We start from the raw sequence: 14946 nt of genomic DNA on the forward strand, positions 1-14946 counted from the left end.
TCATTTTTTTACGCATTTTAAAATGACAAACTGAGACTTTCACCATCCAAATGTAAGCATGTATACATTTTAAAAAACGGGCGTCTCTCCTTTCTTTTCTAATTAGAAACAGGTAAAATAAAAAGAAGAGAAAATGAAGTTTTTACCATATAGTAGAAGCATCAACACCAAGCTTTCACAGTCACTCACATACTGAAAAAGCAGGAAAATCCATCATTCCACTATAACATAAAGTGAAACTTTAATCAGTGGGGCACACTCGTTATAAGTTGAACGAATTAGGATAATCCAAATTGGAATGGGAGGTATACATCTTTGAATCGAAACTTACTATATATGATATTGCGACTCGTATTTGTCATTGTAGCGACGGTAGCCGGGTTCTATGCATTACTATATATGTCAGGACTTATCTATCCTTTTATTATCGCTTTCGCATTTGCTTATTTAATTAATCCTGTCGTCAATTTCCTGAATCAAAAACTACAATTTCCTCGCGCACTCGCAGTACTCGTTAGCTTAATTCTCGTATTTGGAGCTATCGTCGGACTCGTTACATATCTTGTAACAGAAGCAATATCTGCCACAACATACTTACTACAACTTGTTACAGTAAAATTTCCGGATATCGTTGCATTCGCTCAGCAGTTTGCACTTAATCATATTATGCCTCTCTACGATGATTTAATCTCTAAATTTAATCATCTTGGGGAACCGCAGCGCTATACGATTACACAAAACATTCAAAACTTAGGAACCGAAGCAACGACGCAAATGAAAGAACTTTTAACCGCTATTATAAGCGGGTTAACAAATTTCATTAGTGCACTACCAACTACTTTAACTGTACTTGTATTCGTTTTATTAGCCACTTTCTTCATTAGTTACGATTGGCATCGTCTTGCTCAGAAAGTAAGAAAGTTTTTGCCCAACCGTGTTCATGGCTATGGAAAAACTATTTTTGTGGATTTAAGAAAAGCTTTATTCGGTTTTGTTAAAGCGCAACTTACACTCGTATCTATGACAACTGTTATTGTACTAATCGGACTTTTAATATTACGCGTACCATACGCCATTACTATCGCGATTATTACAGGGGTTGTAGATTTACTCCCGTATTTAGGAACAGGAGCTGTCTTCGTTCCTTGGGTTATATACGTATTTTTCACTGGCGACACTGCTTTTGCCATCGGTCTTCTCATTTTATATATCGTCGTGATTGTCCAAAGACAAATTATGGAGCCAAAGGTACTTTCATCTAATATCGGCCTTGATCCATTAGCAACACTGATTGCTCTATTTGTCGGCTTTAAGCTCTTTGGCTTCTTAGGATTAATCATCGGTCCAGTCACCTTAGTACTACTTAATACATTGCACAAAGCTCGTGTATTCCATGATTTGTGGAAATATATTAAAGGCTCACCTTCAAAATAATAGTTTCTAATTCATACACAACAAAAAACTTACATGTAATCAGTGGGAAATTCCCACTGATTATTCCTTGTACTTATTTTTCATACTCATTACATAAAACAAGAGAATTGCACTCAAAAAAGATAATTCTCTTGTTTTTTTGCATAAAAAATGCATATTTCGTGGTGTTTTTACATATTTATTCTATTAATATTATAATTATTACTTACATTTATTACTTTTTATGTAAATGAATAAATATACAAAATAGCACAGAATGAGACTTAAACTGACCATTTACCTGCCCTTATTTAACTCTTTTCGTTCCAATTCATTCTTTTACATACAAAAACAATCTTAAGTTCAGATTCCCACTTTAAACACACTGATTAAGAGCTAATAACTCCTCAAATCGAAAAATACACAACAAATACAACAAAGTAAAACTTTAATCTACAAGGATCCTATCCCCATCGATTATTAACCGTCACATTCGCCGCATATTAAAACACACCTTTCATTAACTGAACTTTAACCACTCTCTCATCCTTTTACAGACAAAAAAATAGTGCTTAGATTGCTATAATCCAAGCACTATTTCTGCACAATAATAGTTGAGTTTTTTCTAAACTTCCATTCCATCCACTTCATAATAAACGGCTTCAATAAAGCCCTCGTCATCGGGATAACAAAGATTAAACCTATTATATCCGTTACATATCCAGGAAGTACTAAAAGAATACCCCCTACAAAGATAAAAATACCATCTAGTACTGCCGCTCCTGGCATTTCTCCTCTATTCAACTTAGATTGAATCTCTCCAAGTACTTTAAACCCTTGTCTTTTCGCCAAATATACACCTACAACACCTGTAAATACAATCATAGCGAACGTAGACCACAAACCTATTACATGACTCGATCCAATTAAGACTGTAATCTCAATAGCCGGTATTAATATAAACAAGAATAGTAACCACTTCATAGTTCTACACTCCTTTCATATCCTATCACTTTAAACACCCTCACAACGTCCATATACACCATATAAAAGCTAAACGCACTTTCCCATCAAACTTCATAACAAACAGCTTTTAAAAGCAATTTCAGACGTTTAAAGCTAGTTTCACCTCATTTTTGTGTAAAAAAAAGAGAAGGACTCCGATCCTTCTCTCCGTATTACTTATAGCACTTCCGCATGTCCATTATAAACAATTCCGCGTGCTGCATCAACTGTTACTTCTTGGCCATTTTTTAAAGTTGCTGTTACGCCGTTTACACCAACGATAACAGGAATACCGATTGATACACCTACAACAGCCGCATGGCTTGTTAGGCCGCCTTCTTCTACAACTAGAGCAGCAGCTTTTTCAATTGCAGGAATCATATCTTTATCAGTGCTTGTTGTAACAAGGATATCACCTTCGTTTACGTTTGCTACAGCTTCAGCAGCTGTTTTCGCTACAACTACTTTACCTTTTGCAGCTTTACGACCGATTCCTTGTCCTTTAGCAACCTCTTCACCAACAACGTGGATTTTCATTAAGTTTGTTGTACCAGTTTCAGCAACTGGAACACCAGCAGTGATTACTACAGTGTCTCCAAGTCCGATTAGACCTGCATCCATACCTGTTTGAATCGCTGTATCTAACATTTCGTCAGTAGAAGCTGCACGCTTCTCAGCCATAAATGCTTGTACACCCCAAACAAGTGCAAGACGACGTCCTACTTGCTCGTCAGATGTTACAGCTACGATTGGAGATTTTGGACGGTATTTAGAGATCATTTTCGCAGTATATCCACTTTCTGTTGGAGCTACGATTGCAGCTACATCAAGAGCAAGTGCTGTATGCGCAACAGATTGGCTAATTGCATCTGTAATTGTTGGAGTGAACTCTTTAATACGTTTTTTGAACATATCTTCATATTGTAATGATTTTTCAACACGTACTGCAATGTTAGCCATCATTGTTACTGCTTCTACTGGGTATTGTCCAGCAGCTGTTTCACCTGAAAGCATGATTGCGTCTGTACCATCGAAGATTGCGTTAGCTACGTCACTTGCTTCCGCACGAGTTGGACGTGGGTTACGTTGCATAGAATCTAACATTTGTGTTGCAGTAATAACTGGTTTACCTAACACGTTACATTTTTTGATTAGACGTTTTTGTACTAATGGTACTTCTTCTGGTGGAATTTCTACACCCATATCACCACGAGCTACCATTAAACCGTCAGAAACCTCTAAGATTGAATCGATGTTGTCGATACCCTCTTGGTTTTCGATTTTTGGTACGATTTGGATGTATTGAGCGTTATGCTCTTCTAGTAATTCACGGATTTCTAATACGTCAGCTGCTTTACGTACGAATGAAGCTGCGATGAAATCAACTTTTTGCTCGATACCGAAGATGATATCTTTTACGTCTTTTTCAGTGATACCAGGAAGCTTAATGCTTACGTTTGGTACGTTAACACCTTTTTTATTTTTTACAGTTCCGCTGTTAAGAACTTTTGTACGGATGTTTCCGTCAGCTTTTTCGATTACTTCTAGCTCGATAAGACCGTCATCGATTAGAATACGAGAACCTGGGTTTACATCGTCATAAAGACCAGCATAAGATACAGAGAACTTCTCTGCAGTACCTAATACTTGCTCAGTAGAAATAACTACTTCTGCACCTGTTACAAGCTCAGCTTGTCCGTCTACGAAGTCGTGAGTACGGATTTCTGGACCTTTTGTATCAAGTAAGATACCAACTGTTTTACCAGTTTTCTTTGAAGCTTCACGAATGTTTTTAATACGAGCGCCGTGCTCTTCATGGCTACCATGAGAGAAGTTTAAACGAGCAACGTTCATACCTGCTTCGATTAATTGCTCTAATTTTTCAATACTTTCACTAGCAGGACCTATAGTACATACAATTTTAGTTTTACGCATATTGCACCTCCGAAAATTATGAAACCGTTCCCAAATATCCGACATTACGCCGATTAGATGGATAATTCTTTAGATAATTGACACATATCTTTATCGATTGTATGTTTTTGAGCTAACGCTTCGATAATGTCATGATCAACAAGTTTATTATTTTGAATACCTACACAACGTCCACCTTTACCAGCAATTAACAATTCAACTGCTCTTGCACCAAGACGACTTGCTAATACACGGTCTTGTGCACTTGGTGATCCACCACGTTGTACGTGACCTAATACAGTTACACGAGTATCAAAGTTTGTTGCTTCTTCAATGTGCTTACCGAAGTCAATTGCACTTCCAACACCTTCAGCTACAACGATAATACTATGTTTTTTACCACGTTCACTACCGCGTTTCAGACGAGCGATAACCTCATCCATGTCATACTCTTCTTCTGGAATTAAGATTGTCTCCGCACCATCAGCTAAACCAGCCCATAATGCGATATCACCAGCGTGACGTCCCATTACTTCGATAACATATGTACGTTCATGAGATGTAGCTGTGTCACGAATTTTATCAATTGCATCAATAACAGTATTTAAAGCTGTATCGAAACCAATTGTAAAGTCTGTTCCAGGGATATCATTGTCGATTGTACCTGGTACACCAACACATGGGAATCCTTGTTCAGTTAATTTTTTAGCGCCTTGGTAAGAACCATCTCCACCAATAACAACAAGTCCTTCGATACCGTGTTTCTTTAATTGCTCGATACCTTTTAGTCGTACTTCTGGGTCTTTAAACTCAGGACATCTTGCTGTATATAATTTCGTACCACCGCGGTGGATAATATCGCCAACAGAACCTAGTTCTAATTTTTCAATGTGACCAGAAATTAATCCAGCGTATCCATGGTAAATACCATATACTTCAATATCATGGAAAATCGCTTTACGAACAACTGCACGAATGGCAGCATTCATACCAGGTGAATCTCCACCACTTGTTAATACACCAATACGTTTCATTTGTACTCACCTCATAAAGATTATTTGCCTTATAATAAAATAACACGAAAAAATATAAAAATACAATGGAGAAGATGTGTCTTTTCATAATAAAAACGTGCATTCGCGAAGTGGAACGCACGCTTTTCTTATTTTATCCAAATGGAAGCGTTTGAAAACGAAACTTGCCCAATTTTCATATATTTTTCATAACGTTTTTCGAGTAATTCATCTTTCGAAATTCCGTTTAATTGTTCAAAAGTTTTTCTAATCATTAAATCTATATTTTCTGACTGTTTCAAAATATTACGGTGTGCTCCACCTTTTGTCTCTGGAATAATTTCGTCAATTACACCTAATTCTTTCAAATCTGCTGCTGTAATTCTCATCGCCTCTGCAGCTTCCTTTGCTTTTCCTGCATCTTTCCAAAGAATTGCCGCTGCACCCTCTGGTGTAATAACAGAATAAGTGGAATTTTCTAGCATATGAATGTAATCTCCTACTCCAAGACCTAGTGCACCACCGCTACCACCTTCGCCGATAACGATACAAATAACAGGCACCGTTAAGCCTGCCATTTCAAATAAATTGCGGGCGATCGCTTCACTTTGACCACGTTCTTCAGCAGCTTTACCAGGATAAGCTCCTTTCGTATCAATAAAACAAATAATTGGACGATTGAACTTTTCCGCCTGCTTCATTAAACGCAATGCTTTTCGATATCCTTCTGGGTGAGGCATCCCAAAATTACGGCGAATATTTTCTTTCGTATCTTTTCCGCGTTGATGCCCGATTACAGTTACAGGCATCCCTTTATACTTCGCAATGCCGCCGACAATCGCTGCATCATCGCCAAATAGACGATCTCCATGACATTCAAAAAAATCAGTAAATAAGTGCTCAATATAATCGAGCGTTGTCGGTCGTTCTGCATGACGAGCAATTTGAACACGGTCCCATACTTTCATATTGCCGTATATATCTTCCTCTAAATTTTCTAGCTTGTCTTCCAAAATACGAATCTCCTCACTGAAGTCCATCTGGCTGTTTTTCGTATAGTCTTTCAGTTCACGAATCTTATTTCTTAGCTCAACAACTGGTTTCTCAAATTCTAGCTCTGCCATACAGCCATTTCCCCTCCTTGATGAACTTCTAAAATCTTACGAAGCGATTCTCTCATATCATCACGATGTACCACCGCATCTAATTGACCATGTTCTAGTAAGAATTCTGCCGTTTGGAAATCTTCCGGTAGTTTCTCACGCACCGTTTGTTCAATTACACGTCTACCAGCAAATCCGATCAGCGCCCCTGGTTCTGCAAGATTATAATCACCAAGTGAAGCGAAACTCGCTGAAACCCCGCCCGTCGTTGGGTGAGTCATAACAGAAATAAATAATCCTCCTGCATTACTATGCTTTTTCAAAGCTACGCTTGTTTTTGCCATTTGCATTAAACTTAATATCCCTTCTTGCATACGGGCACCACCCGAAGCAGTAAAGATAATAAATGGAACTTGTAAGTCGTATGCCTTTTCAACCGCACGGGCAATTTTTTCTCCTACAACAGAGCCCATGCTCCCCATTCGAAAACGAGAATCCATTACTGCAACAACAACAAGCATGTCATCAATTGTTCCTTCACCAGTTACAACCGCTTCGTTCAAGTCAGTCTTCTTACGATCGCTCTCTAGTTTCTCTTCATAATCTGGAAACTCGAGTGGATTTAATGAAACCATTTCTTTGTCATACTCACGGAATGACCCTTCGTCCAATATACTATCAAGACGTTCCCATGCATTCATAGGATGATGATATCCACAATTCACACATACTTTTAAATTTTTTAGAAGCTCTTTCGTATACATGATTTTTTTACATTTCGGACATTTTGTCATAACGCCGTCTGGTACATCTTTTCGTACTTGTTCTGAAGGTATTGCAGCGTACTTTTTCTTTTTCACGAATAAATCTCTTAGCACAATTTGACCCCCTTCGTTGAGAGCTAAGGTTAGCGTAAGAAGAAAATTGGGCTAACACCAAAGTTTGATGTTAGCCTTATCTTCTCAATCTGTCTAATAACCTCACTCTTTACGTTTAACTTTAACCGCTACGCGATAGAATGTTTGTCATAACGTGTCATGGTCATTTCGACAAATTTTATACATTACGAGTGAAACTGTATATTCTCTACTAATTCATCGTAAATTTTTAGTGCATCATTTTCTTGTTTTTCTTCCAAAATAGCGTAAAGCTTTCTATACATATCGATAGAATCTCCTGAAACTTTACAAGAAAGCGTTGATACGTAATCATTTACGATCATCCAAATGCGATATAGTAAATAATTATCGACTTGTTCAATAAGTGTTTTAAAGAACGTTTGGTGAAGCATTGGAACTGAGTTTTCATTTCCTTCAAGCACTTGATGTAATTTACTTAGCACTTTAGAAAACATTTCTTTCGGTAAATTACATACAATTCGAATCATATCTTTCTCAAGCAATCGTTTTGTTTGTAATAAATCACGAATTGTTTTCTCATCTTGCAGCAAGAACGGAGCAATCAATTGTACAAGACCGTTATCGTAAAAGTTTCGAATAAACGTCCCTTCACCACGTCTCGTTTCAATTAATCCTACAAGTTCTAAAGCACGCAACGCTTCTCTTACAGAGGAACGTCCTACGTTTAAACGTGAACTTAACTCACGCTCAGACGGCAAACGATCCCCTGCTACCAATCCATCCTCTTCCATAATGGAACGGATTTTTTTTACAATTTCGAGATATACTTTTGTATTTGATGATGTCAATGGAAATTCCTCGCTTATTCTTTACCAATCAGCGCTAATTGTTTTGTTTTCTCAGCAACTTCATTTGGATCTACTTGACGGCGAGCTACTCCTGTCTCCATTGCAGCTTTTGCAACGTAAGCTGCTACTTGAGGCGCTACACGCGCGTCAAACGGTGCTGGAATGATATAGTCTGCATTTAACTCATCTTCTGCTACAAGCTCAGCAATAGCTTGTACAGCTGCCATCTTCATTTCTTCGTTAATTTGTGTCGCATGTACGTCAAGTGCACCGCGGAAAATACCAGGGAACGCTAGTACATTATTTACTTGGTTTGCGAAGTCAGAACGACCCGTTCCAACAACAGCTGCGCCCGCTGCTTTTGCCAATTCTGGCATAATTTCTGGAACTGGATTCGCCATTGCAAAAATAATTGCATCGTCATTCATTGTACGAACCATCTCTTCTGTTAATGCACCTTCTGCAGATACACCAATGAATACGTCCGCACCTTGTACAACATCAGCTAAAGAACCTTCGATACGATTCTTATTTGTATATTTTGCCACTTCATCCTTCACCGGATTCATACCTGTAGGACGACCATCATAGATTGCCCCTTTACGGTCACACATAATAATGTCGCGTACGCCATAGCGATATAAAAGTTTAATAATTGCAATACCTGCTGCACCTGCGCCATTTGCGACAACTTTAATGTCAGACATTTTCTTTCCAACTAGTTTTAGCGCGTTCACAAGACCCGCTACTGTTACGATAGCTGTTCCGTGTTGATCATCATGGAAGATAGGAATATTTGTTTCTTTTTTCAAACGTTCTTCAATAATGAAGCAGTTTGGTGCTGCGATATCCTCTAAGTTAACGCCGCCAAAAGTTGGCTCCATTAATTTTACAGTTTCAACAATTTTATCTACATCGTTTGTATTTAAGGCAATTGGGAATGCATCTACACCAGCAAAGCTCTTGAATAATACAGCTTTACCTTCCATTACTGGAAGAGATGCTTCAGGTCCGATGTTACCAAGACCAAGTACAGCCGTTCCATCTGTCACAACTGCTACCATATTTCCCTTCATTGTATATTCATATACCTTACTTTTATCGTCATAAATTTCTTTACAAGGTTCTGCAACCCCTGGAGAATATGCAAGACTTAAATCTTTTGCATTTTCTACTTTTACTTTTGATACAGTTTCTAATTTTCCTTGATGCACTTTATGCATATGAAGTGCTTCTTCACGAAGTGTTGACAAACTATCCACTCTCCTCAAATTATTCTTGCTGATATCAATTTCTCCAAGTGGTCTGACCACGAACACTACTACTATAATAATCGAAGTGTAGGGAAATTGTCCATTATATTTTCACAACCACATTTTCTTCCCCGACAATTTCACGAAGTGCTCCTAAACATTCTTCACTTGGATGAATCGATAAACTTCGTGATAATTGTACCATTTTATGTTCCTTTTCATAATAAATTAGTACTTTCGCAAAACCCGAATAGTCAAACAATATTTTAGTAACCTGATTTAAAAGCTTTTTCTCATATTGAGATGGCAATTTCACATAAACAGACGCATCTTTCTTTTCTTCATACACATCCATTTCTTCTAACGGATATAGTCCATTTACAATCCATTGCAGCTTATGATTTCTAAGCTCAATCATGCCGTCAACTAAAACAATTGCTCCTTCTTGTAACTTATCTGAGAAATGTATATACGTTTCGGGGAAAAGAACTGCTTCCATTTCATCATTTTGATCACAAAATGTAATAAATGCCATCTTTTGCAACTTTTTCGTACGAATCACTCTCACGCTTGTTATGTACACGATAGCTCTTTGTACTTTTTTCTTATGTCGCATCGCCTGAGCGAGAGTTGGAATTTCTAATTCTTTCGCTAACTTCACATACTGCGCTGTCGGATAGCTTGATAAATAAAAACCTAGTACTTCCTTCTCTTTATTTAACTGTTCAATAAAAGAGAGCTCTTCTCCTTGTACGTATTTTGATTTCGGAACAGCATCTCCTAAATCACGTGCAAGATTGGCATACTCTAACGCTCCTTTAAGACTTTTCCATAAATTCGTTCTCGAAACACCGAAATCGTCAAAACACCCAGACCAGACGAACGCCTCTAAATTTCGCTCTGTTACAAACTTTGATGGCATGCGCAGACAAAATTCAAATAAATCTTCAAACATTTTTTTCTCTCGTTCTTCGATTAATGCTGTCACTGTAGCCATTCCGATGTTTCGAATGGAAAGTAAGCTGTAACGTATTGCATTTCCTTCTATTTGGAAATTGTAACCACTTCTCTGAAGAGACGGCGGCAAAACATGAAAACCTTTTCGCTTCGTTTCGCGTATATACTGCACAATCTTATCTTCATTTCCAATTGCACTCGATAATAGTGCCGTCATAAATTCCAGCGTATAATTCGCTTTTAAGTAAGCAAGCTGATATCCAATCATACTGTAGGCTACAGCGTGACTTCGGTTAAAGCCGTAATTTGCAAATCTTACAATTAAATCATAAATTTTCTCTGCAGATGTCTCGTCATAACCATTTTGTAAACACCCTTGCACAAAATGCTTACGTTCCTGATCTAAAATATCACGATTTTTTTTACTCACTGCACGGCGTAATAAATCGGCTTCTCCGAGCGAGAAACCCGCCAACTTCGACGCGATTTGCATAATTTGTTCTTGGTATACAATTACACCGTATGTTCTTTCTAAAATCGGCTTTAAGTCCGGATGTAAATATTCAATTTGTCTTTTTCCGTGTTTTGATTCAATAAAGGTTGGAATTTGTTCCATCGGTCCTGGTCTATATAACGAGTTAACAGCAACAATATCTTCAAATTCATTCGGCTTTAACCCGCGAAGTACATTTCGCATACCACCTGATTCAAGCTGGAATACACCTGTTGTATCCCCTCTACCTAACAATTGGAATGTCTTTTCATCTTGAAGTGGTAAATTTCTTATATCAATTTCTTTTCCTGTTTTTTGCACGATAAACTTTATAATATTTTCAAGTAACGTTAAATTACGTAATCCTAAAAAGTCCATCTTGAGCAACCCAAGTTCTTCTAATGCATCAGCTGGGTATTGCGTAACATACACATCGTTATGCCCTTCTTGAATTGCAACACTTCCGGTTAATGGCTCTTGGCTCATAATAACGCCAGCTGCATGAATAGACGTATGACGCGGTAAGCCTTCTACACGTTTTGCAATTTCAAACACACGTTCATGCAGAAGATTCCCTTGTATAAATTCACGGAGTGATTGCGATTCCTCATATGCATCTTTTAACGTTATACCAAGCTTTGATGGGATAAGTTTTGAGAATATGTCGATATCTCGCGGCGGAAGACCCATTACACGCGCAATATCTCTAATTGCCGCTTTCGCTGCAAGCGTCCCAAACGTTACAATTTGCGCAACACGAAGCTGACCATATTTATCCTTCACATATCGAATCATCTCATCACGTCTTATATCCGGAAAATCAATATCAATATCTGGAAGTGTCACACGCTCTGGGTTTAAAAACCTTTCAAATAATAGATCGTATTCAATTGGATCAATATCTGTAATTTCTAATACGTAAGAAACGAGTGAGCCAGCCGCTGATCCACGACCTGGTCCTGTTAAAATATGATTTTCATGCGCGTACTTCATAAAATCCCAGACAATGAGGAAATAATCACTAAACCCCATGCTAGAAATCACGTTTAATTCATGATTCAAACGCTTTATATGTACTTCTTTCGGCGTACCATAACGTTTTTGTAATCCTTCTTCACAAACGCGGCGCAAATACATATCATTCGTCTCGTTAGATGGAACAGGGAATTTCGGTAATTGATTTACATGAAACGGTATTTCTACTCTACAACGTTCTGCAATTTCTACTGTGTTATAAATCGCTTCTTCTACGTGAGAAAATAGGGCTTCCATTTCATCTGATGATTTTAAATAATATTGATCTGTTTTCAGCCTCGGCCTATCAGGATCCGTCATTTTCGTTCCACTTTCAACAGATAATAAACATTCATGAACAAGTGCGTCACTTTGATTGATGTAGCGTACATCGTTCGTCGCTACAACCGGAATATTTATCCTATTCATAAATGCAGGTAATTTTTCTTGCAGAAGCAGTTCATCTTGAATCGCATGATGCTGTAAACTCATATAAAAACTGCCGAACATATTTTGATACATACGAGCTACTTCTTCAGCTTGACTCTCTTTGTCTTCTAATAATAATTGTTCGATTTCCCCATCTTTACCTGGTGAAATAGCAATTAATCCTTTCGCATAATGTGCAAGCCATTTCTTAGGAATACCTTCTTTTGACTTCGTCATAATGCTACTAGAAATCTTTAATAAATTTTGATAACCTATTTCATTTTCAGCAAGTAAGACAAGTGGATAAGACTTTTCTTCTTCTTCACTAAAAATAGAAGCTGTTAAGCCGATGATAGGCTGTATACCATGTTTCTTACATGCTTTATAAAACGGAATAACGCCATACATAACATTTTCATCCGTAATAGCTAGCGATGAATAACCGAGCTCTTTCGCCCTAACTACAAGTTCATCAATTTTACAAGCACTTTTTAATAAACTAAAAACGGTTTGACATTGTAAATGCACAAACTTCACTGTTGTACCCTCTCTTTACCTATTTGACTACTTTTATTATAGGTGAAGAGGAAAGAGGAAATCAAAACATACTTCTTATACTTTGTCCATATATATGAAGAAGAAAGGGGAATGACGATGGATGTAAGAGAACACACTTTTTTCTCTCTGCTTATTATTAGTTATTTTATTGCCTTTGGGGTTATACTTGGTGGTTCATTAATTGGTGGATTTGGTGCATTTCTTATCGGAAAACCAACTCTCACTTACATTAATCAATTCGCCCAAAATTTAAGAATTTGGGCACTCGTTGCAGCGATCGGCGGAACATTTGATACTTTTTATAGTTTTGAAAGAAGTTTCTTTGGCGGGGATATGAAAGATATCGTAAAACAAATTCTCCTTATTTTTTTCGCAACAGGTGGTATGCAAACTGGTCTTATTATTATTAAATGGCTAACGCAGGAGCATGTATGAGAGTACCAAGTGCCAATACAGCAAAAAGATGGTATTTAGTTTTAGCTGGGGCTGCTGTTGGGGGTGTATTGAGCTGGTTTATTTTTTTGTACATATACGGTGTTTTTCAAGAAGAACAAGCTAGTAAAATAGCAGAACAAAGAGAAATTATAGAAAAACAAGAAGCAAAACTCCACGTCCTTCTCGAAGATCAAGAAAAATTAAATACTGAAAATAAACGGCTCTTAACCATTCAAGAGATTAAAATAAAACTTATAAATCGAGAAAAATACGATTTAGACAACCTTACAATTGAAAACATGACTACTTCTATCCATAATGACCTCCAGCATCTTTTAACGAAAAACATACAAAGTATCGCAAAAAATAAAGACCTACTCAAAAAGGTAATCGAAAACAAAACGTACAAACATTACGATCGGCTATACCGTTTTAAAGTCGATACAATATCTTTCGATACCGTGCTTGAAATTAGCATTACGATAGAGAAAGAAAAATAAAGAAGGAGGGGTTTAGCGCCACTCCTTCTTTTCGTTCTAACATATAATTTCTTATTTACAAATCTCACGTAAATCAGCAAATAGACGATCCGCTTCTTCCCAAGAAGATGCTTTTGCACCAGAAGCCATCGGATGTCCTCCGCCGTTATATTGCATTGCTAATTTATTTATAACTGGTCCTTTTGAACGAAGGCGAACACGAATCACATCGTCTTCCTCTAAAAATAGAACCCATGCCTTTAATCCATCAATATTACCAAGTGCTCCAACAACGCCGGATGCCTCAGAAGGAAGTACATCAAATTCTTCTAATACTTCTTTCGTTAATTTAATGTAAGCTGCTCCTTCTTCTACCATCGTAAAGTTTTGTAAAATATAACCGTTTAAACGAGCGATTTTTTCTTTTGTCTTATACATTTCATTGTATAAATCTGTGAATTTCACACCCATGTCAACAAGCTCACTTACGTAACGAAGTGTTTTTGCTGTTGTATTCGGGAATAAGAAACGACCTGTATCCCCAACAATACCCGCTAAAATAAGACGAGCTGCTTCTTTTGTTATTTTTAATCCTTTATCTTTTCCATAATTATAAAACTCATAAATCATTTCACTTGTAGAACTTGCTGTCGTATCTACCCACGTAATGTCTCCGTATGGATCTTCATTTGGATGATGATCAATTTTGATTAACATCTTCCCTTTTGTATAGCGTTGATCGTCAACACGTTCTTGGTTTGCTGTATCACAAACGATAACGAGCGCATTTTCGTATACACTATCTTCAATATCATCCATTACTCGTAAATATGCTAATGACGGTTCATTGTACCCAACCGTATAAATATTTTTCTCTGGAAACGATTCTTGTAGAATTGTACTAAGACCGCCCTGTGAACCTAACGCATCTGGATCCGGACGCACATGACGATGAATAATAATTGTATCAAACTCTTTAATTGCTCCTAAAATTTGCTCATGCATATGTATAATCTCCTTTTTATTCAACTTCTTCACTTTAACGTGCAGTAAAAGCCCAATGAATGTGGGCTAATCATTAGCACGGACACATCCCCACACTAATGAAAGTCTCACTTTATCCTCCATTATAACGGAAAGTATTTCATACATGCGAACAATTGCTTTATAAT

General features: G+C 37.3%; 12 protein-coding genes. 3 read left to right on the plus strand and 9 right to left on the minus strand.

Annotated features, from left to right (window positions below; genetic code table 11):
• The first annotated feature begins 315 nt into the window (after positions 1-315).
• A complete protein-coding gene (ytvI, locus tag ACTFR9_RS15380) occupies positions 316-1434 on the plus strand; it encodes a sporulation integral membrane protein YtvI (protein WP_001081397.1) in 1119 nt (372 codons plus the stop codon).
• Between the two features lie 573 nt (positions 1435-2007).
• Here the strand turns inward: ytvI and ACTFR9_RS15385 are convergent.
• The 8 genes from ACTFR9_RS15385 to dnaE form a co-directional block, all read right to left on the minus strand.
• Complete coding sequence (locus tag ACTFR9_RS15385; protein WP_000871626.1) at positions 2008-2397, minus strand: FxsA family protein; 390 nt, start codon at positions 2395-2397, stop codon at positions 2008-2010.
• A 198-nt stretch (positions 2398-2595) separates the two neighbouring features.
• Positions 2596-4353: a pyruvate kinase gene (gene pyk, locus ACTFR9_RS15390; RefSeq protein ID WP_001232661.1), complete on the minus strand. Its 1758-nt coding sequence runs from the start codon at positions 4351-4353 to the stop codon at positions 2596-2598.
• 53 nt (positions 4354-4406) lie between these two features.
• Positions 4407-5366, minus strand: a complete 960-nt coding sequence (pfkA, locus tag ACTFR9_RS15395; protein WP_000821160.1) for a 6-phosphofructokinase — start codon at positions 5364-5366, stop codon at positions 4407-4409.
• 128 nt (positions 5367-5494) lie between these two features.
• Complete coding sequence (gene accA, locus ACTFR9_RS15400) at positions 5495-6469, minus strand: acetyl-CoA carboxylase carboxyl transferase subunit alpha (protein ID WP_000818796.1); 975 nt, start codon at positions 6467-6469, stop codon at positions 5495-5497.
• A complete protein-coding gene (gene accD, locus ACTFR9_RS15405) occupies positions 6457-7326 on the minus strand; it encodes an acetyl-CoA carboxylase, carboxyltransferase subunit beta (RefSeq protein WP_000942861.1) in 870 nt (289 codons plus the stop codon). The genes accA and accD overlap by 13 nt, the downstream gene beginning before the upstream one ends.
• Positions 7327-7511: 185 nt before the next feature.
• Positions 7512-8156, minus strand: a complete 645-nt coding sequence (locus ACTFR9_RS15410; protein ID WP_000204431.1) for a FadR/GntR family transcriptional regulator — start codon at positions 8154-8156, stop codon at positions 7512-7514.
• A gap of 14 nt (positions 8157-8170) precedes the next feature.
• Complete coding sequence (locus ACTFR9_RS15415; protein WP_001970845.1) at positions 8171-9379, minus strand: NAD(P)-dependent malic enzyme; 1209 nt, start codon at positions 9377-9379, stop codon at positions 8171-8173.
• A gap of 133 nt (positions 9380-9512) precedes the next feature.
• Positions 9513-12839: a DNA polymerase III subunit alpha gene (dnaE, locus tag ACTFR9_RS15420; RefSeq protein ID WP_000673762.1), complete on the minus strand. Its 3327-nt coding sequence runs from the start codon at positions 12837-12839 to the stop codon at positions 9513-9515.
• A 42-nt stretch (positions 12840-12881) separates the two neighbouring features.
• Here dnaE and ACTFR9_RS15425 point away from each other — a divergent pair, with 42 nt between their 5' ends.
• Positions 12882-13295, plus strand: coding sequence for a YtrH family sporulation protein (locus tag ACTFR9_RS15425; RefSeq protein ID WP_001998397.1), 414 nt, complete (start codon positions 12882-12884; stop codon positions 13293-13295).
• Positions 13292-13795, plus strand: a complete 504-nt coding sequence (gene ytrI / locus ACTFR9_RS15430; RefSeq protein WP_001265735.1) for a sporulation membrane protein YtrI — start codon at positions 13292-13294, stop codon at positions 13793-13795. Before ACTFR9_RS15425 ends, ytrI begins: the two co-directional genes overlap by 4 nt.
• A gap of 51 nt (positions 13796-13846) precedes the next feature.
• Here the strand turns inward: ytrI and ACTFR9_RS15435 are convergent, their stop codons facing one another.
• A complete protein-coding gene (locus tag ACTFR9_RS15435) occupies positions 13847-14779 on the minus strand; it encodes a DHH family phosphoesterase (protein ID WP_000545147.1) in 933 nt (310 codons plus the stop codon).
• Between the last annotated feature and the right edge of the window lie 167 nt (positions 14780-14946).

Source organism: Bacillus cereus group sp. MYBK222-1, from assembly GCF_051916425.1.
GTDB lineage: Bacteria > Bacillota > Bacilli > Bacillales > Bacillaceae_G > Bacillus_A > Bacillus_A paranthracis.